The organism is Methylobacillus caricis (assembly GCF_020532705.1).
GTDB lineage: Bacteria > Pseudomonadota > Gammaproteobacteria > Burkholderiales > Methylophilaceae > Methylobacillus > Methylobacillus caricis.
Genome location: NZ_JAJAVD010000004.1, coordinates 67,320 through 90,701, shown reverse-complemented (window position 1 = coordinate 90,701; position 23,382 = coordinate 67,320). Strand labels below are relative to the sequence as shown.

General features: G+C 52.4%; 23 protein-coding genes. 14 read left to right on the top strand and 9 right to left on the bottom strand.

Annotation, left to right across the window (positions count from 1 at the left end; genetic code table 11):
* Positions 1-224: 224 nt before the first annotated feature.
* The 5 genes from LG200_RS10880 to LG200_RS10860 all read left to right on the top strand — a co-directional run bounded on the left by LG200_RS10880 (position 225) and on the right by LG200_RS10860 (position 2,970).
* Positions 225-638, top strand: a complete 414-nt coding sequence (locus LG200_RS10880) for a rhodanese-like domain-containing protein (RefSeq protein WP_226757653.1) — start codon at positions 225-227, stop codon at positions 636-638.
* Positions 639-640: 2 nt separating this feature from the next.
* Positions 641-898 carry a glutaredoxin 3 gene (gene grxC, locus LG200_RS10875; protein WP_226757652.1) on the top strand — a complete coding sequence of 86 codons (258 nt, stop codon included), beginning with the start codon at positions 641-643 and terminating at the stop codon, positions 896-898.
* A gap of 133 nt (positions 899-1,031) precedes the next feature.
* The gene (gene secB, locus LG200_RS10870; RefSeq protein WP_226757651.1) at positions 1,032-1,508 is read left to right on the top strand and encodes a protein-export chaperone SecB; all 477 of its coding nucleotides are present in this window, start codon (positions 1,032-1,034) and stop codon (positions 1,506-1,508) included.
* Positions 1,489-1,956 carry an SH3 domain-containing protein gene (locus LG200_RS10865; protein ID WP_226757650.1) on the top strand — a complete coding sequence of 156 codons (468 nt, stop codon included), beginning with the start codon at positions 1,489-1,491 and terminating at the stop codon, positions 1,954-1,956. Before secB ends, LG200_RS10865 begins: the two co-directional genes overlap by 20 nt.
* A gap of 24 nt (positions 1,957-1,980) precedes the next feature.
* Positions 1,981-2,970, top strand: coding sequence for an NAD(P)H-dependent glycerol-3-phosphate dehydrogenase (locus tag LG200_RS10860; RefSeq protein WP_226757649.1), 990 nt, complete (start codon positions 1,981-1,983; stop codon positions 2,968-2,970).
* 42 nt (positions 2,971-3,012) lie between these two features.
* Here the strand turns inward: LG200_RS10860 and trmL are convergent, their stop codons facing one another.
* On the bottom strand, positions 3,013-3,477 hold the full coding sequence (gene trmL / locus LG200_RS10855; RefSeq protein ID WP_226757648.1) for a tRNA (uridine(34)/cytosine(34)/5-carboxymethylaminomethyluridine(34)-2'-O)-methyltransferase TrmL: 465 nt from the start codon (positions 3,475-3,477) through the stop codon (positions 3,013-3,015).
* A 3-nt stretch (positions 3,478-3,480) separates the two neighbouring features.
* Entirely contained in the window at positions 3,481-4,170 is a 690-nt protein-coding gene (locus LG200_RS10850; protein WP_226757647.1) for a ComF family protein, read from the bottom strand.
* Positions 4,171-4,802: 632 nt separating this feature from the next.
* Between LG200_RS10850 and LG200_RS10845 the strand changes: the two genes are divergently transcribed.
* Complete coding sequence (locus LG200_RS10845) at positions 4,803-5,033, top strand: hypothetical protein (RefSeq protein WP_226757646.1); 231 nt, start codon at positions 4,803-4,805, stop codon at positions 5,031-5,033.
* A 460-nt stretch (positions 5,034-5,493) separates the two neighbouring features.
* Here LG200_RS10845 and metE read toward each other — a convergent pair whose 3' ends face one another.
* Positions 5,494-7,779 carry a 5-methyltetrahydropteroyltriglutamate--homocysteine S-methyltransferase gene (gene metE, locus LG200_RS10840; protein WP_226757645.1) on the bottom strand — a complete coding sequence of 762 codons (2,286 nt, stop codon included), beginning with the start codon at positions 7,777-7,779 and terminating at the stop codon, positions 5,494-5,496.
* Between the two features lie 104 nt (positions 7,780-7,883).
* Between metE and LG200_RS10835 the strand changes: the two genes are divergently transcribed.
* The gene (locus LG200_RS10835; protein ID WP_226757644.1) at positions 7,884-8,789 is read left to right on the top strand and encodes a LysR family transcriptional regulator; all 906 of its coding nucleotides are present in this window, start codon (positions 7,884-7,886) and stop codon (positions 8,787-8,789) included.
* An 84-nt stretch (positions 8,790-8,873) separates the two neighbouring features.
* On the top strand, positions 8,874-9,074 hold the full coding sequence (locus LG200_RS10830) for a hypothetical protein (RefSeq protein WP_226757643.1): 201 nt from the start codon (positions 8,874-8,876) through the stop codon (positions 9,072-9,074).
* A gap of 36 nt (positions 9,075-9,110) precedes the next feature.
* On the opposite strand, the gene pepN is transcribed toward LG200_RS10830, so the two are convergent.
* Positions 9,111-11,714: an aminopeptidase N gene (gene pepN / locus LG200_RS10825; protein WP_226757642.1), complete on the bottom strand. Its 2,604-nt coding sequence runs from the start codon at positions 11,712-11,714 to the stop codon at positions 9,111-9,113.
* Positions 11,715-11,909: 195 nt separating this feature from the next.
* Between pepN and LG200_RS10820 the strand changes: the two genes are divergently transcribed.
* The 6 genes from LG200_RS10820 (at position 11,910) to bioD (ending at position 16,902) form a co-directional block, all read left to right on the top strand.
* A complete protein-coding gene (locus tag LG200_RS10820; protein WP_226757641.1) occupies positions 11,910-12,299 on the top strand; it encodes a hypothetical protein in 390 nt (129 codons plus the stop codon).
* Between the two features lie 10 nt (positions 12,300-12,309).
* Entirely contained in the window at positions 12,310-13,317 is a 1,008-nt protein-coding gene (bioB, locus tag LG200_RS10815; RefSeq protein ID WP_226757640.1) for a biotin synthase BioB, read from the top strand.
* Positions 13,318-13,380: 63 nt separating this feature from the next.
* Entirely contained in the window at positions 13,381-14,535 is a 1,155-nt protein-coding gene (gene bioF / locus LG200_RS10810; protein WP_226758241.1) for an 8-amino-7-oxononanoate synthase, read from the top strand.
* Positions 14,532-15,353, top strand: a complete 822-nt coding sequence (bioH, locus tag LG200_RS10805) for a pimeloyl-ACP methyl ester esterase BioH (RefSeq protein ID WP_226757639.1) — start codon at positions 14,532-14,534, stop codon at positions 15,351-15,353. Before bioF ends, bioH begins: the two co-directional genes overlap by 4 nt.
* On the top strand, positions 15,350-16,228 hold the full coding sequence (gene bioC / locus LG200_RS10800; protein WP_226757638.1) for a malonyl-ACP O-methyltransferase BioC: 879 nt from the start codon (positions 15,350-15,352) through the stop codon (positions 16,226-16,228). Before bioH ends, bioC begins: the two co-directional genes overlap by 4 nt.
* On the top strand, positions 16,225-16,902 hold the full coding sequence (bioD, locus tag LG200_RS10795) for a dethiobiotin synthase (protein WP_226757637.1): 678 nt from the start codon (positions 16,225-16,227) through the stop codon (positions 16,900-16,902). The genes bioC and bioD overlap by 4 nt, the downstream gene beginning before the upstream one ends.
* 232 nt (positions 16,903-17,134) lie before the next feature.
* Here bioD and nadD read toward each other — a convergent pair whose 3' ends face one another.
* The 5 genes from nadD to leuS are packed head-to-tail and all read right to left on the bottom strand — an operon-like array spanning position 17,135 to position 23,110.
* Positions 17,135-17,806 (bottom strand): nicotinate-nucleotide adenylyltransferase, encoded by a 672-nt coding sequence (gene nadD, locus LG200_RS10790; protein WP_226757636.1) that lies wholly within the window; start codon positions 17,804-17,806, stop codon positions 17,135-17,137.
* Positions 17,807-17,830: 24 nt separating this feature from the next.
* A complete protein-coding gene (locus LG200_RS10785) occupies positions 17,831-19,090 on the bottom strand; it encodes a glutamate-5-semialdehyde dehydrogenase (RefSeq protein ID WP_226757635.1) in 1,260 nt (419 codons plus the stop codon).
* A gap of 10 nt (positions 19,091-19,100) precedes the next feature.
* On the bottom strand, positions 19,101-20,114 hold the full coding sequence (gene holA, locus LG200_RS10780) for a DNA polymerase III subunit delta (RefSeq protein WP_226757634.1): 1,014 nt from the start codon (positions 20,112-20,114) through the stop codon (positions 19,101-19,103).
* Positions 20,111-20,653 (bottom strand): LPS-assembly lipoprotein LptE, encoded by a 543-nt coding sequence (locus tag LG200_RS10775; RefSeq protein ID WP_226757633.1) that lies wholly within the window; start codon positions 20,651-20,653, stop codon positions 20,111-20,113. The genes holA and LG200_RS10775 overlap by 4 nt, the downstream gene beginning before the upstream one ends.
* 3 nt (positions 20,654-20,656) lie before the next feature.
* A complete protein-coding gene (leuS, locus tag LG200_RS10770; RefSeq protein WP_226757632.1) occupies positions 20,657-23,110 on the bottom strand; it encodes a leucine--tRNA ligase in 2,454 nt (817 codons plus the stop codon).
* Between the last annotated feature and the right edge of the window lie 272 nt (positions 23,111-23,382).

The window sequence follows — 23,382 nt, the reverse complement described above, 5'->3', positions numbered from 1 at the left end:
TGCGGTCTAAATTCCAGGTTGGTTCAAGGGAATGCCTGATATTTTAGAGAATTTTGCCCAATAAATCTTGCCTATTTGCCGTATACCGGTCTCTGCCAAGAGATTTTATCCATGATGGGGGTTGAATTCTTGTCGGCCTGCCATCATCTCGGACAGAATGGTCGCAAATATTGATTAACGTTATTGGTTACAATATAGACTGAAATAGCATCTGAAAGGGAATTGTGGATTTTCTGACTAAAAATGCATTGCTGATAGGCTTGGCCGTCGGCTCTGGCCTCATGCTGTTGTGGCCTTTGATCAGGCGAGGTGCGGGTGGTATTGCCAGCATCAGTGCCAATGACGCTGTGCTGCTGATCAATCGTTCACACGCGGTGGTGCTGGATGTGCGGGATGATGCAGAGTTTGCTGCAGGGCATATTACCGATGCCAAGCATATTCCGGTGGCACAGTTGCAGGAAAGATTGAAGGAACTCGTGAAACTCAAGGACAAGCCAGTGCTGGTGTATTGCCAGTCTGGTCAGCGTTCGGCGAAGGCGACTGATATCCTCGTCAAGAATGAGTTCAAGCAGGTGCATCAACTGCAAGGCGGCATCAAGGCTTGGCAGGATGCCAAATTGCCGGTTGTGAAAGCATAATCATGGCGAATGTGTTGATGTACACCACGGGCTTTTGCCCTTACTGCATGAATGCAGAGCGTTTGCTGCAAAGCAAGGGCGTGAATGAAATCAATAAAGTCAGGGTCGACCTGGAGCCTGAATTGCGCATAAAAATGATGGAGCAGACTGGCAGGCGCACTGTACCGCAAATTTATATTGATGACCTGCATGTGGGTGGTTTTGACGATTTGCGCGCGCTGGATATGGCAGGCAAGCTGGATGCGTTGCTTGCGAAATAGTTTCACGGATTTATGGTTTAAAAGCCGCGCGTAAGCGGATAGAATGCAACACTAGTTTTTTGATAGTAGTTTTTATTTTTAATCATTAATGAATGAGGATATGCGCAAGCATTGACTCGATTAGGGAAGAGACATGGCAGAAGAACAGGCAGCACAAGCACAAGAGCAGCAACCGGCATTTGGTATCGAGAAAGTCTATGTAAAAGACCTCTCGCTCGAAATTCCGCACGCCCCCCAAATTTTTATCCAACGTGAAGCGCCACAAGTGGCAATTGAGCTAAGCAATGCCACAGCCAAGCTTGATGATGGTATTTATGAAGTTGTCGTCACTGTGACGGTGACTTCCAAGGTAGGCGAGAAAACCGTGTTCCTGGTGGAAGTAGCCCAGGCTGGTATCTTCCAGATCCGTAATGTGCCGGAAGAAAACATTGAAGTGATTCTTGGTGTGACTTGTCCAAATATCATTTTCCCATATGCCCGCGAAACCATTTCCGATATCGTGACACGCGCTGGTTTCCCACCAGTGCTGTTGAATCCTGTTAACTTCGAAGCGTTGTACGCGCAACAAAAAGAAGAGCAGGCAAAGGCTAATGGCGCAACTACGCACTAAGCTGACAAATGCCGCCTGGGTGGCGTTTGCCTGCATTCCAATGCTGCTGCCCGCTGTGGCGTCGGCATTGGAATTTCGTTCTATCTCCGTTCCCAAGGCCGTGCTTTATGATGCGCCTTCTGCCCAAGGCAAGAAAACATTTATTCTTGGTCAAGGCTATCCGGTTGAGGTAATCGTCAATCTCGGCGACTGGCTCAAGGTGCGTGATGCGCAGGGCGGACTGAATTGGGTAGAAGCCCAGCAATTGGCAACCAAGCGTACTGTGCTGGTCAAGGGCGTTCAGGCTGACCTGCGCCAGACGGCTGATGCCAGTTCTACCTTGCTGGGACGTTTGGACAAGGATGTTGTGCTGGACATGCTAGAACCACCTGTGAATGGATGGATCAAGGTCAAGCATCGTGATGGTTTGACCGGCTACGTGCTTTCATCCTCGTTATGGGGCTTCTGATGCAGGTTTTTAAGTAGCGCTCTTATGAAAATTTCAGTTTTAGGCGCTGGCGCATGGGGCACGGCATTAGCCCTGCAAATCAGCCGCCAGCACCAGGTTTCATTATGGACGCGTAATCAGGCGCATATCATGGATATGCAGATCACGCGTGCCAATATTCAATATCTTGGCGATTTTGCTTTTGGCGATCAGTTGACAGTTGAAGGCGACCTCGCCAAGGCACTGGATGGCGCCGAGCTGATTGTTTCCGTGGTGCCGACCAATGGCTTCCGCAATACCCTCAAGGAAATCAAGAGGCTGGGCAGCGATGCGCCAGTGATCTGGGCTTCCAAGGGGCTGGAAGCAGCAACTGCCAAGTTGCCACATGAAGTTGCCCAGGATGAGCTTGGCGATAGCCGTCACTGGGGCGTATTGTCCGGCCCAAGTTTTGCAGCCGAGCTGGTGCGCGGGTTGCCGACAGCGGTGACCTTGGCAGCGAATGATGCTGAATTCGCGGCACACGCTGGTGCCATGCTGCATGGTGGTAATTTCCGTGTATATACCAGCACCGATGTGGCCGGAGTTTCGGTCGGGGGCGCATTGAAAAACGTGCTGGCGATTGCAGCAGGCATCAGTGATGGAATGCAATGTGGCAATAATGCTCGTGCGGCACTGATTACACGTGGCATCGCTGAAATGACACGGTTTGGCGTTGCCCTGGGCGGTGCCAAAGAGACCTTTATGGGACTGACCGGGGCTGGCGACTTGATACTCACCTGTACTGGCCAGTACTCTCGTAATCGGGAAGTCGGCTTGCGCCTTGCAAATGGCCAGACCTTGCAGGAAATCCTCCAGACTCTGGGGCACGTTGCTGAAGGCGTGCACACGGCCCGGGAAGTGATCAAGCGTGCTACCCAGCTGGGAGTGGAAATGCCCATCACCCATGAAGTCGACCAGGTACTATCTCATGGGCGTTCACCGCGCCAAGCGGTGGAAAACCTGCTGAGCCGAGAGCAAAAATCCGAGTTTTTGTAACGCTGAAAAGCACTGGGCAGGTGCTTTTTTATTGACTGTATTTTATAGCCCGCCAGCAAAGTCATGCTGGCGCCAGGCTTCATAAAGCAGGATGGCAGCCGAGTTTGACAGGTTGAGGCTCCGACTTTCCGGCATCATGGGCAGGCGCACTCTGTGCTCCGGGCTGAATTCTGCACGTATTTCCTCAGGCAGTCCGCGTGTTTCCGGACCAAATACAAATACATCCCCAGGCTCAAACCGTATATCGTTATGACGGGTGCTGCCCTTTGTCGTCATGGCAAACATGCGATGTCCGGCTAATGCTTGCTTGCAGGCCTGCCAGTCTAAATGTACCTGTAGACTGGCATATTCGTGGTAATCCAGCCCTGCGCGTTTCAGCTGCTTGTCCTCGAGAGCGAAACCCAGTGGTTTGACCAGATGCAGCCGGGTGCCGCTGTTGGCGCATAAGCGGATGATATTGCCGGTATTGGGCGGGATTTCAGGTTGGTATAAAACGATATCAAACATGGGTCAGGGAGTGAAAGTACGGGCAATAATCCAGCATTCTACATGGCTCGCGCCTGCGGATTTCACTGTTTTTGCCAACGCGTTGAGACTTGCGCCGGTTGTCATGACATCATCCAGCAGCGCAATACGTAGTCCCTGCAGGTTTTGTTCACAGCTAAAGGCATCATGCATGTTCCTGATACGTTCCTTGTAAGGCAGGCTGGCTTGTGGCGGTGTGAACCTGGTACGCATGCATGAGCTGATATCCAGGGGAACATTCAGATGCCTGCTGAGTGTCCTGGCGATTTCCATGGATTGGTTGAATCCGCGTTCCTGCAGGCGTTTTTTGTGTAATGGCATAGGGATGATGCGGTCCGGCAATACTCGTTCTCCAATACGCATTGCCAGGATCTCCCCCCAGGTCTGCGCCAGGGTCAGCATCTGCCCATATTTATATTGCTGCAGCATCGCTGAAACAGGATATTGGTATTGAAACAGGCTGAGGGTGGCATCAAAGGCTGGTGGTTTCTGTAGGCAGCGTCCGCATAGATGATTACTCACACTCGGCAATGCACATTGGGGGCAGACATTATCAATGTGCCACGGCATGTCATCCAGGCAGCTATGGCAAATACCTATAGGACCTGCTTGCCTATTCGAACATAGCAGGCAGGATTGCGGAAATAACAAGTCTCTGATTTTGGCTGCGATCATTTGAAGTACTGGCAATCTAAAGCAGAGATCGGATTGTAACGCGGTGTGGGGATTGCAGGGATTGATTAGCCATTTGAAAATGGGAGTTAGACATGAGCTTGTGTGCGTTTTATCTGTTGTTAATGGCTCATCATTGCAAAGTAGATACGAATTATTTTCTCTACTGTATCCGCCGCTATAGTTCATCATTGTCCTGCTGAATATGAATGACAGGTACTTGTAGTGCTCTTGCTTCTGCGAGTGCAAGCTAGATTCCTAACCTTATTAATCTTTACCGGCATGTATTCTGGCAATCAATCTGAATCAATGCGGAGTCGAGCAATTGTGACAGTATTGGGCTCAAGCCAATCAATTCTCTTAATGTTGCGATTATCTATATTTTCTTCGGGTATTCAGTGCCGTAAATCATGTGCTGACTGGCTTGGCGATGTTTTATAAGTCTGTCATGTTCCAGCACCTAATCTAATTTTATCCTGGAAAATTTATCACTATTGCTCTTTAAATTGGCTCATTTCTGCTGTCAGATACTTCGCGATATTTTAATAAATTCACGTCACTTTTTTTCTATTTACACTATCCGTTGATTTGATTGATATAATATCGATTCCTAACAAATATCATTGAGAGGTGAAATGGCTACAGGTGATCGTCGTGCAAAACTTCAACAGAAGATTGCAGATTTGCAAGCTAAACTAGAGGCTTTGGAAACTCCTACTTCTTTGGATTCAAAAAGTGAGGGGATACCTGAGCTGATTGAGAAACTAAATGAAGTCATCAAGCTGCACAAGGTTACTGCCCCCGAAGTAATCGAAGTGTTATTGAAGGCCAAGAGAACTGGTCTAACACTCGTTAAAAAGGCTTAGTGATATATGCCACGAGAGAATGGCATTTAACTCACGGATATAGTTTGAAGACTTAGAGGGCTGCAGATATGCAGCCCTTTATTTTTTGACCTTGTCGCCAGATAGATAACGTTAATAGGCGCATTTGAAGGAAAATAGTTGTGCAAAATCTGACCAATTGACCTGTTTTGATACCCTATCTTAAACAATGGATCATCCACCTATCTCTGCAAATAGGCCTGGCTATACCCGCATGCAATCAAGCATAAATTTAAAGCCCAGACTGCTATCACTAATTTCCACTGCTTTGATATCCGTTAAATATAGAGACCTTCTTTATATCTTCACAGAATTGTATGAGAGTGTTTCATGGATACCGTCCTGGTTGGACTGTTTACTAGGCGTATTAAAACAAGTAGACCGCTCATGGCGATCCACTTGTTAGGTCAAGAGGCTACATACATTGCAATAGCCGATAAGTTCAGGCGCGCAGGGTTTTCGCAGCGGCAACCATATTGGTCAAAGCCGGAATAGCTTCTGTCCACTGACGCGTCTTCAAGCCGCAATCAGGATTCACCCACAGGCGTTCGGCCGGGATGCGCTCTGCTGCTTTCTTCATCAACTGCACAATGTGCTCTTGAGATGGGATATTGGGCGAGTGGATGTCATAGACGCCTGGCCCGATCTCATTGGGATAGTTGAAATTGTCGAAAGCATCCAGCAGCTCCATGTCCGAGCGCGAGGTTTCAATCGTGATCACGTCAGCATCCATATCCGCAATCGAGGCGATGATGTCATTGAACTCCGAGTAGCACATATGGGTGTGGATCTGTGTTTCGTCTTCAACGCCATTAGCCGTGATGCGGAACGATTCCACTGCCCAGTCCAGGTATTCCTTCCACTGGGATTTGCGCAATGGCAGGCCTTCACGCAATGCGGCCTCGTCGATCTGGATGACATGGACACCGGCTTTCTCCAGGTCAAGCACTTCTGCACGGATGGCCAGTGCGAGCTGATAGCAACTGACTGAGCGAGGCTGGTCGTCGCGCACAAAGGACCAGTTGAGAATGGTCACCGGGCCAGTCAGCATGCCTTTCATGGGCTTGCTGGTCAGTGATTGCGCATATTTGATCCATTCCACGGTCATAGGGCGAGGGCGGCTGATGTCACCGAACAGGATGGGCGGCTTCACGCAACGTGAACCGTAGGACTGTACCCAGCCATACTGGCTGAAGGCATAGCCTTCCAGTTGTTCGCCGAAATACTCCACCATGTCGTTACGTTCTGCTTCGCCATGCACTAAAACATCAAGGCCGAGTGCTTCCTGTTCTCGAACACTGCGGGCGATCTCGTCCTGCATCGCCGCCTTGTAGCCTGTCTCATCCAGCGTGCCAGCCTTGAACTGGCTGCGCGCCTGGCGGATATCCGGCGTTTGCGGGAATGAACCAATGGTCGTGGTTGGGTAAAGCGGCAGCTTCAGGGAGGCGGCCTGCTTGGGTGCGCGTTGGGCATAAGGGCTCTTGCGCTGGCCAAGTGCAGCATTCAGCTCGCCCAGGGCAGCCTTCACTGCCGGGTTGTTCACACGGTGCGAATTGCCGCGGGCCTCGATTGCCGCCTGGTTGGCATCCAGCGCTTGCTTGACTGATGCCCGGCCATTGCGCAGCGCCGCAGCCAGTATCTTTAATTCATCAAGCTTCTGCATGGCAAAGGCTAGCCAGGATTTTACTTCTCCATCCAGTCGTTGTTCGCTGTCGAGGTCTACCGGTACATGCAGCAAGGAGCAGGATGGCGCGATCCACAAGCGGTCGCCCAGTTGTTGCGCCAGCGGCTCAACCCAGTCCAGAACTGCATTGATATCTGTCTTCCAGATGTTGCGGCCATTAATGACGCCCAGAGACAATACTTTTTCTGCTGGCAACAGATTAAGCAGCGGCTGGATATCTTCGCGTCCGTTGATTGCGTCAATATGCAAGCCAGCTACAGGAAGGCTGGCCACAAGCTCACGGTTTTCCAGCAATTGGCCGAAATAGGTTGCCAGCAGCAGTTTGACTTTTACATTCTTGAAATAGTCATAGGCTGTCTTGAACGCTTCCTGCCATTTGTTATCCAGTTCAGTGACCAGGATCGGTTCATCAACCTGTACCCAGTCAATGTCCTGTGCAGCCAGTATTTCCAGCAGCTGCGCATACACAGGCAGTAGGCGTGGCAGTAAGGCGAGCTTGTCGGAATCATCCTTGGCCTTGCCAAGCGCCAGGTAAGTAACCGGGCCGATAATGACAGGCTTTGCTTTGACATCCTGAGCCCGGGCTTCAGCCAAGTGTTCCAGCAGGCGGGATGTATCAAGCTTGAATTCAGTATTGGCGTTGAATTCCGGGACGATATAGTGGTAGTTGGTATCAAACCACTTGGTCATCTCGCCAGCTGCAACACCGCCGCAGCACGCAGCATGTTCCTCTGCAGACTGTGCTGAGCGGCCGCGTGCCACGCGGAAATAGTTATCCAGCGCATCGCCGTGAAAATCACGCACGCGCTCCGGCAGGTTGCCCAGTGTAAAGCTCATGTCGAGCACTTGATCATAGAAGGAAAAATCGCCAACGGGCACAAGGTTCAGCCCAGACTGAGCCTCCCAGTGGTGCTTGCGCAAGGTTGTGCCGAGTGATTTCAGTTCATTGCGGGATGTCTCGCCTTTCCAATACGATTCTAATGCAAACTTCAATTCACGCTTGGCACCAATGCGTGGGAATCCAAGGTTATGGATAGTGGTCATGATGAATCTCCGGACTCTGAATTGGAATAACATCATGGTAGAGAGATACAATCATGAGGTAAAATGGTTTTATTTCACAAATTGATGAATATTATTCATACGTTATGTTAGACAGAATCCATTTAACTATTATCCAGGAAGTCGAGAAGCAAGGCTCGCTGACTGCTGCGGCAAATGTGTTGTGCCTGACACAATCAGCGCTGAGCCATAGTATGAAAAAACTGGAACAGCAGTTGGGTACTGATATCTGGCTACGCGAAGGGCGCAGCCTGCGCCTGACACAATCAGGGCAGTATCTGCTAGAAGTGGCTAACCGGGTGCTGCCCCAATTGACGCTTGCGGAAGAGCGCCTGCGCCAGTTTTCCCAAGGGGAGCGCGGCACGTTGCGCATCGGCATGGAATGCCACCCCTGCTATCAATGGCTGCTCAAGGTGGTTTCACCCTACTTGGCAGCTTGGCCGGATGTCGATGTGGATGTGAAACAGAAATTCCAGTTTGGCGGCATAGGCGCGCTCTTCGGCTACGAGATAGACATGCTGGTCACCCCGGACCCTCTTTACAAAACTGGCCTGCATTTCCAGCCTGTATTCGATTATGAGCAAGTGTTGGTGGTCGGGCCGCAGCACCGGTTGCGCAATGCAGGTTTCATCCAGCCCGAACAACTCGCGGAAGAAACCTTGATTACCTATCCGGTTGAGATTGACAGGCTCGATATCTATACGCAATTCATGATGCCAGCCGGCATCAGCCCCAAGCGCCATAAGCCGATCGAAACCACCGACATCATGCTGCAGATGGTGGCAAGTGGGCGCGGTGTTGCGGCATTGCCACGCTGGTTGGTGAGCGAATACACAACCAAGTTTGATGTCGCCCCAGTCAGGCTGGGTAAGCACGGCATCGCCAAACAGATTTTCCTCGGTATCCGTGAGTCCGATGCACACATTGATTACGTCAAGGCTTTTGTCGAATTGGCACAAGCAAGACATGACATGCAGGAACATAAGGCATGAGCGAACCCAGGGATTTCAAACTCAACCCGCTTCCCCGATCCAACAGACAGAATAAAATGCTTTTACCTTCATGCCCGTGAGGTCATGGAAGCCATGCTGGCATCCGGCATTGACTCACCATTTTTCTATAATCCCAATATCCACCCGCGCAAGGAATACGAACTGCAGAACAATTTGGTGTGCCTTTCGTTGGCGCTGATCATGGCCATGGCGGCTGGCTTGCACGGGCAGAACCCGTGCGAGGTATTCACCAATGTTAAAGACTCCCTACATTGCACTAAATAAAAAATGAAAGCATGAGTGAAGACTCAATAATACTGATCATTTCAAGCATTTGCTCACGACCTCGAACACATCGTTAGAAAGGTTGGGAGCATCCATGATGGTTTGAAGCGCGGCTTTCATTTGGGCCTGGAGCACCGGCGTGTAACGCCTCCATTCACGGAAAGGGGTTACCTGGCGGGAAGCGATTTGCGGGTTGATCGCGTTCAATTCAATAATCGCGTCCCTGATGATTGCGTAGCCCTGGCCGCTTGGATCATGAAACTTGGCAGGGTTATTCACTGCGAATGCCGAGTAAAGCGCCCGCACGCGATTGGGGTTCTTGATATTGAATTCCGGATGCCGGCGCAGTCTTGCGAAGTCCTCGAATATGGCTTCCCGGTTGGCAATAGCCTGCAGCGAAAACCATTTGTCCACGACGAGCTGGTAATCCTTGAACCGGTGATGGAAGTCGGAAAAGACTTCATCGCGTTGTGGTTGGGTGCTGTCGGACAGGCAGGATAATGCCGCAACGCGGTCTGTCATGTTGTCGGCATTGTCATAATGTGCCTTGGCCCTGGCGGCACATCCGGTGCCATTGGTCACGGTCAATAATTCCAGCACGGTGTTCTGCAGTGCCCTGCGGCCCATAGCATGCGGTGTGATGGAGAATTCACCTGTGCTGCGATTTTGCTCATATAGGCGGGCTAAAGTATCTTTGTGGGTCCCCTTGATGGCCTTGAGAATGACAGTGCGTGCGAGGTCAATAGCGGCAGGGTCAACAATGTCCTGGGCTTGTGCAATGACAGCAATGGAGGGCAGGGATAAAGCGCGTGCCAGCAAGGCATTGTCGACTTCATTCCGAATGCCCTGGTCGAGCAGGACGCCGAAATCACCGATGAATTGGGCAATATCAGCTTCAGGGTTTGCCATCACGCGCTGGATAGTGCGCAGCGCAATGGTTTGCCCTGCTTCCCACTTATTGAATCCGTCGGTATCCATGAGTTGCAGCAGGCGCAGGTCATCGTCACTCAAATCGGTGGTCAATTTCACCGGGGCAGAGAATCCGCGCAGGATGGAAGGCACCGGACGGGAATGGATATTCTCGAAAGCAAAGCTTTGTACCTGCTCGGTCATTTCAAGCACCTGGGTGGGATGCGTTTCATTGCCTTCCTCATCGAGCAGACCCACGGCAACAGGAATATGCAACGGCTTTTTACCGGTCTGGCCCGGCGTGTCCGGCTGGGATTGCGTTAATGTCAGCGTGTATTGATGCGCCTCATGGTCATAGCGTCCAGTCGCTTTCAAAACCGGCGTGCCAGCCTGCTTGTACCACAGGAAGAACTGGGACATGTCGCGGCCCGAGGCATCGGCCATGCATTGTACAAAATCGTTGATGGTGACTGCGTGCCCGTCATAGCGCTCAAAGTAGAGGTCGGTGGCCTTGCGGTATGACTCTGCACCCAGCAGGGTATGCTGCATGCGAATGAGCTCAGAGCCCTTTTCATACACCGTCATGGTGTAGAAATTGCTGATCTCGATGAAGTGGTCGGGTTGCACGGAATGGGCCAATGGACTGGCATCTTCAGGGAATTGCAGCCGGCGCAACTGGTCAACGTCGTCGATGCGCTGCACGGCACGCGAGTTCATGTCCGCACTGAATTCCTGGTCGCGGAACACGGTCAGGCCTTCTTTCAGCGATAGCTGGAACCAGTCGCGGCAAGTCACGCGGTTGCCAGTCCAGTTATGGAAGTACTCATGCGCAATCACGGCCTCGACGCTGATGAAGTCAGTGTCGGTGGCGGTTTCCTGATGGGCGAGCACCAGCTTGGTATTGAAGATGTTAAGCGATGTGTTTTCCATCGCCCCCATGTTGAAATCGCTGACCGCCACGATGTTGAACAGGTCGAGCTCGTATTCCCGTCCGTATTTGTCCTCATCCCATTTCATGGCCTTTTTGAGCGATTCCATGGCATGCGCACATTGGCCCTCGTCCCCGCTCCTGACATAGATATGCAAGTCCACATTGCGGCCAGACCCAGTTTGGAATGTATCAGCAATCCGGACCAGATCACCGGCAACCAATGCAAAGAGATAACATGGCTTCGGGAATGGATCATGCCATGCGGTGAAGTGACGGCCATGCTCCAGGTCACCTGAATCAACCAGGTTGCCATTGGAAAGCAGCACAGGATATTGGTTTTTATCCGCCTCGATGCGTACGGAGAAGATACTCAATACATCCGGGCGGTCCTGGAAGTAAGTAATCCGCCGGAATCCTTCGGCCTCGCACTGTGTGCAGAATGTGCCTTGCGATCTATATAAGCCTTCAAGCGCGGTATTGGATTCGGGATGTATCTCGGAGGTAATGGAGAGGCTGAATTTGTCACCCGCACCTTCGATGATCAATTGATCGCCTTCGAGTTTGTACCCATCAAATGGTGCGCCATTCAGTTCAACAGAGAGGACAGCCTGATCCTGTCCGTTCAATACAAGACGATTTGAAATGCCGGCAGGGTTTTTGATGTACAGCACTTCGGACCTGACAATGGTCCTATCCTCGAACAACTCAAAAGTGAGATTGATATGGGATGCCTGATAAGGGGCTGGCGTGTAATCTTTGAGGTAAATCGTTTGTGGTGTTAGTGCAGTATCTGGAAACATGAGCAGGAGTTTCTTTAGTTTAAGTATTCTCACAGTATAAAAGAGATTGCATAGACTGATGCCTCGAAAAGGTTTACTTGTTCAATACACTTAGATGACCCTGATGAATAATTGATTAATTTTTAGTCAATTGTAAATGATTGTTGCCTTACTGTTTGACAGGATATAATCCGCTTTTGATCCCACTTTCAGGTTATGGCTACCAAAATCATTTCAGCTAGGCAGCAGATGCGGGCGGCACAAAGCTTTCCCTTCTTTTCCAGTATTGCTGTGATTGTGCCGGTTTTGATTCCGATCTGGATTGCGGCATCCATATTTATCTATGCTTCCATGGCACAACATCCCTGTAGCCGGGTATGTGACTATCTTGTACCTGCTGGATACCGGTTCTATGGATTGTTGGGTACATGGGTGGTAGTGCTTAATTTTAGTTCCAACATGGCTGGATGGGTAGGCGGCGGCCTGAACTTGGCGATCATCATCTGGATTGTCAGTATTCTTATCATTGTGCCTTTAGGCGTACGTGACATCCTGCGGGCCAAGAGAGAGCCATGGCAGGAAGTGACCATAGAAACAACGGAATAAGGAAAACCCTATGCTTGAATCAATAATTGATATTCGTGGCCTGGACGGCGGCGAACGTGCCAAATTAGCAGCACATGCAGAGACTCCCAAGCGCTGGAGTGTTGATGATATTGTGGCCTTGTTCGAATTGCCATTCAGTGACTTGATGCACAGGGCGCAAACCATGCACCGCGAGAATTTTGATCCCAATGGGGTACAGGTCAGCACCTTGCTTTCCATCAAGACTGGCGGGTGTTCGGAGGATTGCGGTTATTGTCCCCAAGCTGCGCGCTACCATACAGATGTGGAAAAGCAGGATCTGATGCAGCTGGAGGAAGTGTTGGCCGCTGCCCGTGCCGCCAAGGAAAATGGCGCCAGCCGTTTCTGTATGGGCGCTGCCTGGCGCAGTCCCAAACAGCGCGATCTTGAGCCTGTGCTGAAAATGATCCAGGAAGTGAAGGCCATGGGTCTGGAAACCTGCGCTACCCTGGGCATGCTGAAGGATGGACAGGCAGAACAGCTCAAGGATGCAGGCCTGGATTACTATAACCATAACCTGGATACCGCGCCCGAGTACTATGGCGATGTGATTACTACCCGGACTTACCAGGACAGGCTGGATACGCTGGACCGTGTACGCAATGTGGATATCAACGTCTGTTGCGGCGGTATTATCGGCATGGGTGAATCCCGCAATCAACGTGCAGGCTTGTTGGCGCAATTGGCCAATATGGAGCGCCCTCCTGAAAGTGTGCCAATCAACCTGCTGACCCAGGTTGAGGGCACACCGCTGTACGGTATTGATGAGCTTGACCCATTCGAGTTCGTACGTACGATTGCTGCTGCCCGGATTACCATGCCGCAGAGTTTTGTGCGCCTGTCAGCTGGCCGTCAAAGCATGCACGAGGGAATACAGGCTTTGTGCTTTCTGGCTGGCGCCAATTCCATTTTCTATGGCGAGAAACTGCTGACTACGGGTAATCCAGAGGCCGAAGCTGACAAGCAGCTATTCGGCAAACTGGGCATACATCCACTCTGATTATTTTCCAGAATGACACACCTCGTGGGATCAATCACGAACCGGCCAAGCCCTTCCCCCAATATGCTGGATGAGCTACAGGCTGAGCTCAACCAGCGCGCGCTACAGGGGTTATTGCGCAAAAGACGCGTATTGCAGAGCGCCCAAGGTGCGCATGTCCAGGTAGATGGTGAGCACCTACTCTCGTTCAGCAGTAACGATTACTTGGGGTTGGCAAGTCATCCTGATCTGGTGGAGGCGATGAAGTTGGCCGCAGACCAAGCGGGGGCAGGCACTGGCGCGTCACATTTGGTGACTGGGCATCAGCTGATGCATGACAGGCTGGAGCAGCAGTTGGCCCGCTTCCTCAAAGTGCCAGCCGCATTGTTGTTTACCACCGGTTATATGGCAAACCTCGGAATTATTACTGGGCTGGTCGGGCGTGGCGATGCAGTGTTTGCGGACAAGCTCAACCATGCATCATTAAATGATGCTGCCGTATTGTCCCGTGCGGATTTGCATCGTTACCCGCATCATGATCTGGCTGCACTTGAAAAAATGCTGGCCAACAGCGCAGCCAAGCGCAAGCTGGTTATCGCTGATGCGGTGTTCAGCATGGACGGGGATATCGCCCCGGTGCCTGCATTGCTGGCATTGTGTGAGCGGTACGACGCCTATCTGATGCTGGATGATGCGCATGGTTTTGGCGTTCTGGGTGCTGGAGGCCGTGGCGTGCTGGAGCATTTCAACTTATATTCCGAGCGAATTATCTATATGGCAACCTTGGGCAAGGCGGCCGGCGCCGCCGGTGCTTTCGTTGCTGGCGAGCAAGTGTTGGTGGATTATCTGTTGCAAACAGCCAAGCCTTATATCTATACCACCGCCAGCCCGGCACCAGTAGCTGCCTCAGCGCTGGCTGGGGTGAGGTTGATCGAGCAGGACAGTCAGCGCCGCCAGCACCTGCATGGGTTGATCAAATTGTTGCATGATGAATGCCGATTACAGCGTTGGCGGTTGATGCCTTCAGAAACCGCCATCCAGCCAATTCTTGTCGGCAGTAACGAAGATGCCTTGAAAGCGAGTGAGTGCTTACGTGAGTCGGGAATTCTGGTGCCTGCCATCCGTCCGCCTACCGTGCCCAAGGGCACTGCCCGTTTACGTATCTCCCTTTCTGCCGCACATACTGTGGCAGATGTTCGCCATTTAATTGCTGTGTTAGAGAAGGCTGAATCCGCATGAGTCAACTGCATGTGCAAATCACTGGCAGCGGGCGCCCGCTGGTATTGATTCATGGCTGGGGCATGCATGGCGGTGTGTGGCAGCCTCTGGTCAAAAAGCTCGCTAAGCAGTTTGAGCTGTATGTTGTCGATCTTCCAGGCATGGGGTTCAGCCAGGATATTTCAGCCGAGAGTTTGCAAGAGATCGTAAAGGCGTTGCTGCCGCAATTGCCGGTAAATGCTGATATCTGTGGCTGGTCGTTGGGTGGATTGGTTGCCATGAGCCTCGCACTTAGCCATCCTCAGTACGTCAGGCGGCTGGTACTGGTGGGCAGTACGCCACGCTTCATCAATACCGATGCTGACGCTCCACAGCCTTGGCTAAATGGCATGGCGGCTGCCGTGTTTGAAAAATTTGCCCGGCAGGTAGGGGAGGATTACCATGCGACCTTGCTGAAATTCCTTACCCTGCAATGCATGGGTGCCAGTGATGCCCGTGCGACAATCAAGCAGTTGCGCCATGCAATTGCTGAACGGCCTGTACCTTCAGCGGCATCATTGCAAAGGGCGTTAAATGTCTTGCTTGAGAATGATCTCAGGGAGCAGGTAGCATCCCTGCGGCAGGAAACGCTGCTGATCCATGGCGACCGCGATACGCTGGCACCTGTGCAAGCGGCTCATTGGCTGGCGCAGCATCTGTCAGCCGGGCAACTGCGTGTAATTGCAGGGGCCGGGCATGCGCCTTTCCTCTCCCATCCGCAACAATTTATCGAATCCATTATTGCGTTCTTGCAAACTGAGCAGTCGTTGCAGTCGCCAAATCCCGAGCTGACAGCATGATGGATGAATACCAGATAGACAAAACCAGGGTGCGGGCTTCATTTCATCGTGCGGCAGATAACTATGATGCTTCTGCCATCCTGCAACAGGAAATTCGTGGCCGCATGTTTGAACGGCTTGACCTGATCAAGCTCCAGCCAGCCGCTATCCTGGATGCCGGGTGTGGCACTGGCCATGCCAGCGTGGCACTGGGCAAACGCTTTAGCGGGAGCCAGGTATTGTCATTGGACATTGCGCTCGGCATGTTGCAAAAAACCCTGGCGCAACAGCCGTTGTTCAAACGTATTCTGGGTTTCAGCCGGACATCAGCCATCTGTGGCGATATTGAGCAATTGCCGCTTGCCAGTGCCAGTGTAGACCTGGTGTGGTCAAACGTGGCCATCCAGTGGTGTAATGATCTTGACCGGGCATTTGGTGAAATGCATCGCGTATTACGCCCTGAAGGGCTGGTGATGTTCAGCACGTTCGGGCCTGATACTCTGAAAGAATTACGCGCAGCATCCAGCACCGAGCCGGCCCATGTACATGTCAGCCGCTTCATTGATATGCATGACATCGGCGATGCGCTGGTGCGTGCCGGTTTCAGCGCACCAGTGCTGGATGTGGAGCGCTTTGTGCTTACCTATGATGATGTCATGGCCGTCATGCGAGACCTCAAGGCCATCGGTGCTCACAATGCCGCAGCGGGCAGGCCGCGCGGCTTGCTGGGACGAGGCTTTCTTGCAAAACTGACAGCCGCTTACGAGCAATATCGCAGTGAAGGCAAGTTGCCTGCAACCTATGAAGTGGTCTATGGGCATGCCTGGAAACCGGTGCATAGCAAGGCTTCAGGCATTTCTACTGTAGAATTCCACCCCAAAAAGCGCAGTGTATGAAGCATGCTTTTTTTGTGACCGGCACGGATACCGGGGTAGGCAAGACCACGATCAGCAGCATGCTGGTGCGCCAGTTTGCCCAGCGTAGCTTGCGCAGTGCGGGGATGAAACCAGTGGCCTCAGGCTGCGAACGCCGGCATGGGCAACTGGTCTCTGAAGACGTGACACAATTGCTGGCTGCAAGCAACGTTGATCTGCCTTTGTCTGATATCAACCCCTACGCATTTGAGCCTGCGATTGCCCCACATATTGCCGCCCGGCAAGCAGGTGTGCAGATAGACCTGAACCATATCAAAGCTGCTTTCGAGCGTTTGCAAGCCAATGCGGATGTCGTGATTGTCGAGGGCGCTGGTGGTTTTTACGTACCGCTGGACGAGCTGCATGATGTTGCTGATCTGGCAGTCAAGTTAGGATTGCCACTGATTCTAGTGGTCGGCATGCGTTTAGGCTGTATCAATCATGCGTTGTTGACGGCGGAAGCTATCACTCGGCGCGGATTGAAGCTGGCAGGTTGGGTGGCGAATCAGGTTGATCCTGAGATGGCGATGCTGGAAGAGAACCTGCAGACATTGCGTCAGCGCATGCCAGGAAGTTACTTAGGGTTTGTAGCATGGCAAGAGGAGGCGAATATCGATGCTGACATCCATCTTGTTTCCGCATTGGTTACACGGTAAATGGTTTTTATAATTTGATATCGTAAGTAAGCTAATGAGTTTTATTGGCTAGTTTGTCATAGCGCTTCTTGCCCAATGCTTTGCTTTACCTATGTGGGCTAATGCTTCGATCATCTTCTTTCCAACTTCATTGTCCCGCGCAGATGGGCTCATGAATAAATCGTCAAAGAAATCCATCAATACTGGAGATCATGCTTCACGAATCAATGACGAATTGCGGATGGGATATGTTTTATTCAGCTAGCAGCTTGTGTTGCTGAATATATGATAGTACTTCGTTGGGCAAAAGATAACGTGGCATCAAGCCTTGTTCCAACTGGTAGCGAATTTTTGTCGCAGAAATATCCAGCGCTGTAATTTCTTGCATCCAGATGCCATATCGCGATTGTTCATGTAGCTGTTGTGCATTTGTGAGGATGTGGTCCTGCAGAAACTGGTGCAGGGTCGAGCAGTCTGCTAGAAATGCTGCATTTGGGCGGCTTGCTACAACAATATGAGCAAACTGCAACAGGTCTTGCCAGCGATGCCAGCTAGTGATTCCCGCAAAAGCATCCAGCCCCATCAGCAGGCAAAGTCTTGCTTTGCCTTGCAGCTCTTCATGCAGGGATTGCAGGGTATCTATGGTGTATGAGTAGCCTTCCCGATCCAGCTCTCGCCTATCCAGCTTGAACAGGGGATTGTCGGCAATCGCAAGAGCGACCATTTCGGCGCGTTGTGCGGCAGAGGTCATGGGCTGGTCGCGATGCGGCGGGTTGGCGGCGGGGATGAAGCGTACTTCTGCCAACTTCAGGGCATCTGCCAGTTCCTGCGCCATGCGCAGGTGGCCGAAATGGATGGGGTCAAAGGTGCCACCCATCACGCCAATGAGTGGCACTGGTTTGGCTATTGTTGGGTTAACTGACATTCCTGCAAGGCGAGTTTGAACCCATCAGGCTCTGACCTCACCATCACCCAGCACAATGTACTTGAGGCTGGTGAGGCCTTCCAGTCCGACCGGGCCGCGGGCATGCAGCTTGTCGGTGGAGATACCGATTTCGGCGCCCAGGCCATATTCAAAACCATCAGCAAAGCGGGTAGAGGCATTGACGATCACGCTGCTGGAGTCCACCTCGCGCAGGAACTGCCGGGCACGGGTATAGTCCTCGGTGACAATGGCGTCAGTGTGTTGTGACGAATATTTGTTGATGTGGGCAATGGCTTCGTCCACGTCTGCCACAACCTTAACCGAGATAATCGCTGCCAGGTATTCAGTGTAATAGTCTCGATCGGTGGCTGGCTTAGCTGCCGGCACCAGGGTCCGCGTTTCTTCACAGCCACGGATTTCAACGCCTTTTTCCAGCAGCATGTTGGCAAGCAGAGGCAAGGCCTCGCTTGCAATGCTGCGCGCGACCAGCAGGGACTCCGCGGTGTTGCAGGTGCCCAGGCGCTGGGTCTTGGAGTTTTCCAGTATGCGTACTGCCTTGTCGAGGTCTGCACCTGCATCGACATACACATGGCAATTACCGTCCAAGTGCTTGATGACAGGGATGCGGGCATCATTGGAGATACGCTCTATCAAGCCCTTGCCACCGCGAGGCACAATCACGTCCACATAATCCTTCATGGTAATGAGCTCACCTACGGCTGCGCGGTCTGTGGTGGTGACCACCTGTACTGCTGTTGCAGGCAGGCCAGCGGCGGCCAAGCCCTCGTGTACCAGCTCGGCCAGCACCTGGTTGCACTGGATGGCTTCAGAGCCACCGCGCAGGATGGCTGCATTGCCCGACTTGATGCAGAGGCCGGCGGCGTCAGCCGTGACGTTGGGCCTGGCTTCATAGATGATGCCGATCACGCCCAGCGGTACGCGCATCTTGCCGATCTGGATGCCCGAAGGGCGGTATTTGAAGTCTGACATTTCACCAATAGGATCAGGTAGCGCGGCAATTTGCTCCAGGCCTTCCGCCATGGTGTGTATGCCTTTTTCTGACAGTACCAATCTATCCAGCATGGCAGGTTCCAGGCCATTGCGGCGTGCGGCTTCCAGGTCTGCATGGTTGGCGGCAAGCAGCGCGGAGTGCTCGCGACGGACGGCCGCAGCAATGGCACGTAGTGCCTGGTTCTTGGTATTGGTACTGGCCCTGGCCATGGCACGTGAAGCCGCGCGGGCTTCAATGCCTAATTGCTGCATATAGTGTTTGATATCGTCCATTTCCTGCCTTTTATTTTCTGCCTATGCGGGCGAGGCCGAAGCATAGCCTCGAAATCTCCAGCCATGCGTCATTATGCATGAGGCCCTTGGCTGCCTTATCTATCTCAGCCAGTTTCTGCAACGCGGCTTCCAGCTGGCGCATGCTTAATCGAGACAGCGCACGTTTGACCTGGTTCTGCCTGTCGCCATAAATTCGTGCCTGCTGCATGGCGCTAGTGACATTGTTGCCCTGAGATTCAGCGTACTTGACCTTGATCAGTCCGCGCAATCCCCAGCCCAGCGCGCTCATGACGGCAACCGGCTGGGCACCTTCATCCCGCAATCCATGCAGTATGCGCACGGTACGCTCGTCATCACCGGCGAGCACCGCTTCACCAAGCTGGAATGCATCATAGCGAGACACATTGAGCACTGCCTCACGTACGCTTTCAGCATTCAGCATGCCTGTGGGGAACAACAATCCCAGCTTCTGGATTTCCTGGTGCGCCGCCAGCAGGTTGCCTTCTACCTGGTGCGCGAGGAATTCCAGAGTTTCGCGATCAGCCTGTTGTTGCTGCAAGGCGAGCCGGGTGGATATCCACTGTGGCAGTTGAGCGGGATCAATTTCCAGCAACGCCAGCGAAACGCCCGCATTTTCCAATGCGCTATACCATGCACTGTTTTTACCATCCTTGTCCAGCTTGGGCAGGATGATGATGGTGACGGTATCTTCTGCCGGATGTTCAGCCAGTGCCTGCAAGGCCTTGCTGCCATCGGTGCCTGGCTTGCCGGAAGGGATGGCGATTTCCAGGATGCGACGGCTGGCAAAGAGAGATATGGATTGCCCGAAGGCCGCAACCTGCTGCCAATTGAAATTGCGTTCCACCACCAGGCTGCTGCGTTCATCATGGCCAGCGGCACGTGCCGCCGCACGGATTGCATCCAGGCATTCGCGCTGCGCCAGAGGTTCGTCGCCCATGAGTATGTATAGCGGGCGCAAGCCCTGGCTCAAATGCTGGGCAAGCTGTTGTGGCTGTAGCCTCATTCCACCGTTTCGTCGTCTAGTGACTTGAGGTCGGCAGCGCGCGGCTTGCTTTTATCCGGTCGTTGTACCACCAGGCGGCGCAGCAGTTCGCGTACTGCATCATCTTTCATGTCATTGTACAAACGCTCCTGCTCCAGCTGTTTTGCTAGCAGTTGCGAGTCATCATAGGTGATTTCACGCCTGCCCTTGATGATTTGCACATCGCCCCAGGTTTCACTGGAGGGGTCGCGCAGGCGGAAGTTCACTGTGTAGAACAACTCGTACTCACGTACCAGACCGCGGCCGCTCAAGGAAAGAATGCGCTGTTCCTGCGCTTCGCTCATGATCTCCAGCAAGAGGTCTGCCTGGTCGGCAGAGCTGACGATCTTGACGCCATTGATGGCCACCTGGCGCTTGAACGGTTTGGAGATGGAGATGGTGGGGCCCTGGATGTAAAGCGTGTTGAACTTGAGATCTGCCACGCCGCGCATCTTGAATCCGCAGGCAGTCAGGGCCAGCAACAGGGCGATCAGTATCCAGCGGGCGGCGCGCATATGCATGTTCTATCCTACAACGATGTTAACGAGTTTGTTGGGTACGACGATGATCTTGCGTACGCTGCCTTCAGCCAGATATTTCTGGATGCCTTCCTGTTGCACAGCCAGCGCCTCGATGGCAGCCTTGTCCAGGGTCCGGGCCACCGTCATGCTGCCGCGCAGCTTGCCATTGACCTGCAGCATCAGCTCGATTTCGTCCTGCACCATGGCTGCCTTGTTGGCAACTGGCCACCGCGTATCCAGCAAATTGCTACCAGGGTGGAGTTCGTTCCATAGTGTGTGACTGATGTGCGGCACGATAGGGGATAACAGCAATACCACATTTTCCAGGGTTTCCTGTCGAATGGCACGCGTAGTCGTGTCGTTACCTTCCAGCTTGGCATACGCATTCATCAGCTCCATTACCGCGGCAATCGCAGTGTTGAATGAATGGCGGCGGCCATAATCGTCGCTTACTTTATCTATGGTCTGGTGCAATTGTCGGCGGAAGTGCTTGAGCTCTGCTGGCAACTCACCAGTGGTAAAGGCTGCCGCGACGCCCGATTCCACATGGTTGGCAACGGCAGTCCATACGCGTTTAAGGAAGCGGTGGGCACCCTCCACGCCCGCATCAGACCATTCCAGGCTTTGCTCGGGCGGTGCGGCAAACATCATGAACAGGCGGGCAGTGTCGGCACCGTAGTGGTCGATAAGTTCTTGTGGATCTACGGTATTGCCCTTGGACTTCGACATCTTGCTGCCGTCCTTGAGTACCATGCCCTGGGTCAAGAGTTTGCTGAACGGTTCGTCATGTTTGACCAGTCCAACATCGCGCATCAGCTTGTTGAAGAAGCGGGCATAGAGCAAGTGCAGAATGGCATGTTCAATGCCACCAATATACTGGTCTACCGGCAACCAGTAGTTGGCACGTTCATCGACCATGCTATTGTCTGCATCAAAGCTGGCATAACGGGCGAAATACCAGGAAGACTCGACAAAGGTATCCATGGTGTCGGTTTCACGCGTCGCTTTTTCACCGCAGCTTGGGCAGGTGGTTTCATAGAAGCCCGGATCCTTCTTGATCGGGGATCCTACACCGTCCATGACCACGTCTTCCGGTAGTACCACAGGCAATTGATCGGCAGGGACTGGCACCTCACCGCAGCTTGGGCAATGCACGATAGGGATTGGGCAGCCCCAGTAGCGCTGGCGCGAAATGCCCCAGTCGCGTAGGCGATATTGTGTGCGTTTCTGGCCCAGGTCCTTGCTGCTCAAAGCTTTGGCAATCGCATCAGTGGCCTTGTTGAAATCCAGGCCATTGAATTCACCCGAGTTGAACAGGATGCCGTGCTCGGTATAAGCCTGGGATAACGGCAACACTAGTTCTTCATGCACGGGTTTGACGACAGCTTTGACTGGCAGCTGGTATTTTCCGGCAAATTCAAAATCACGTTCATCATGTGCTGGCACGGCCATGACTGCACCTTCGCCATAGCTGATCAGCACGTAATTGGCCACCCATACCGGCAATTTTTCACCAGATAACGGGTGCAGGACAAACAGGCCGGTAGCCATGCCTTTTTTCTCGGCAGTGGCGATGTCGGCTTCTGCCACGCTGCCACGCTTGCATTCTTCAATGAATGCAAGCAGCTCCGGGTTGTTTTTTGCAGCCTGGGTGGCCAGTGCATGTTCGGCCGCGACGGCAACATAGGTTGCTCCCATCAAGGTATCCGGACGGGTGGTATATACCTTGAGCGTGCCATTGCCTTCGTCCAGCGGGAACTCCACCTCGCAGCCATAGCTCTTGCCTATCCAGTTGCGCTGCATGGTCTTGACCTGTTCCGGCCAGCCTTCCAGCTGGTCCATGTCATTCAGCAGTTCATCTGCATAGGCTGTGATCTTCATGAAGTACTGTGGAATATCGCGCTTTTCCACCAGCGCACCGGATCGCCAGCCGCGTCCGTCAATGACCTGTTCATTGGCAAGTACGGTCTGGTCCACTGGATCCCAGTTGACGGTGGCAGTTTTCTTGTAGATCAGGCCTTTTTTGTAAAGCTCGGTGAACAACCATTGCTCCCAGCGGTAATAGTCTGGCCTGCAAGTGGCGATTTCACGTTGCCAATCGACTGCCAGGCCAAGGCTCTTAAGCTGTTCCTTCATGTGCTCGATATTGCTGTAGGTCCAGCCAGCAGGCGCTACATTGTTCTTGATGGCAGCATTTTCCGCGGGCAAACCGAATGCATCCCAACCCATGGGCTGCATGACGTTGAAGCCACGCATGCGGTGATAACGGCTCAGCACATCGCCAATGGTGTAATTGCGCACATGCCCCATATGCAATTTGCCAGAGGGGTAAGGGAACATGGAGAGACAGTAATACTTGGGTTTGTCGGATTGCTCGCTGGCTGCAAAAGTCTGGTTGGATTCCCAGTATTCTTGAGCCTGTTGTTCGATTTCGCGGAATGGATACTGCTGCTGCATGGTGGGTCAGACGTCTTTTAATTTTTAAAAAGAAAATTATACCTGAAGCAGTATGAATTTCTTCGTATGCCTTGATTCAGAGAGGGAAAATAGACGGGAATGCTATAGGTGGCAGCCTCCGTTTTATCATACTTTTACAAAGACGGTTTTTTTTCTCAAGATTTGGCATTACAAGTCGTTTTTAAGAGGGAACGCAATAGAAAGTTTAAGCTGATGATGGATGCTGATTGCTTACATATGTGATTCATAGTCGTACAACGGAATCAGCATTG

Bases quoted from the DNA above. Each gene is read 5' to 3' on its own strand.
- grxC (WP_226757652.1), top strand. From the start codon at position 641: ATGGCGAATGTGTTGATGTACACCACGGGCTTTTGCCCTTACTGCATG.
- secB (WP_226757651.1), top strand. From the start codon at position 1,032: ATGGCAGAAGAACAGGCAGCACAAGCACAAGAGCAGCAACCGGCATTT.
- LG200_RS10865 (WP_226757650.1), top strand. From the start codon at position 1,489: ATGGCGCAACTACGCACTAAGCTGACAAATGCCGCCTGGGTGGCGTTT.
- LG200_RS10860 (WP_226757649.1), top strand. From the start codon at position 1,981: ATGAAAATTTCAGTTTTAGGCGCTGGCGCATGGGGCACGGCATTAGCC.
- trmL (WP_226757648.1), bottom strand. From the start codon at position 3,477: ATGTTTGATATCGTTTTATACCAACCTGAAATCCCGCCCAATACCGGC.
- LG200_RS10850 (WP_226757647.1), bottom strand. From the start codon at position 4,170: ATGATCGCAGCCAAAATCAGAGACTTGTTATTTCCGCAATCCTGCCTG.
- LG200_RS10845 (WP_226757646.1), top strand. From the start codon at position 4,803: ATGGCTACAGGTGATCGTCGTGCAAAACTTCAACAGAAGATTGCAGAT.
- metE (WP_226757645.1), bottom strand. From the start codon at position 7,779: ATGACCACTATCCATAACCTTGGATTCCCACGCATTGGTGCCAAGCGT.
- LG200_RS10835 (WP_226757644.1), top strand. From the start codon at position 7,884: ATGTTAGACAGAATCCATTTAACTATTATCCAGGAAGTCGAGAAGCAA.
- LG200_RS10830 (WP_226757643.1), top strand. From the start codon at position 8,874: ATGGAAGCCATGCTGGCATCCGGCATTGACTCACCATTTTTCTATAAT.
- pepN (WP_226757642.1), bottom strand. From the start codon at position 11,714: ATGTTTCCAGATACTGCACTAACACCACAAACGATTTACCTCAAAGAT.
- LG200_RS10820 (WP_226757641.1), top strand. From the start codon at position 11,910: ATGGCTACCAAAATCATTTCAGCTAGGCAGCAGATGCGGGCGGCACAA.
- bioB (WP_226757640.1), top strand. From the start codon at position 12,310: ATGCTTGAATCAATAATTGATATTCGTGGCCTGGACGGCGGCGAACGT.
- bioF (WP_226758241.1), top strand. From the start codon at position 13,381: ATGCTGGATGAGCTACAGGCTGAGCTCAACCAGCGCGCGCTACAGGGG.
- bioH (WP_226757639.1), top strand. From the start codon at position 14,532: ATGAGTCAACTGCATGTGCAAATCACTGGCAGCGGGCGCCCGCTGGTA.
- bioC (WP_226757638.1), top strand. From the start codon at position 15,350: ATGATGGATGAATACCAGATAGACAAAACCAGGGTGCGGGCTTCATTT.
- bioD (WP_226757637.1), top strand. From the start codon at position 16,225: ATGAAGCATGCTTTTTTTGTGACCGGCACGGATACCGGGGTAGGCAAG.
- nadD (WP_226757636.1), bottom strand. From the start codon at position 17,806: ATGTCAGTTAACCCAACAATAGCCAAACCAGTGCCACTCATTGGCGTG.
- LG200_RS10785 (WP_226757635.1), bottom strand. From the start codon at position 19,090: ATGGACGATATCAAACACTATATGCAGCAATTAGGCATTGAAGCCCGC.
- holA (WP_226757634.1), bottom strand. From the start codon at position 20,114: ATGAGGCTACAGCCACAACAGCTTGCCCAGCATTTGAGCCAGGGCTTG.
- LG200_RS10775 (WP_226757633.1), bottom strand. From the start codon at position 20,653: ATGCATATGCGCGCCGCCCGCTGGATACTGATCGCCCTGTTGCTGGCC.
- leuS (WP_226757632.1), bottom strand. From the start codon at position 23,110: ATGCAGCAGCAGTATCCATTCCGCGAAATCGAACAACAGGCTCAAGAA.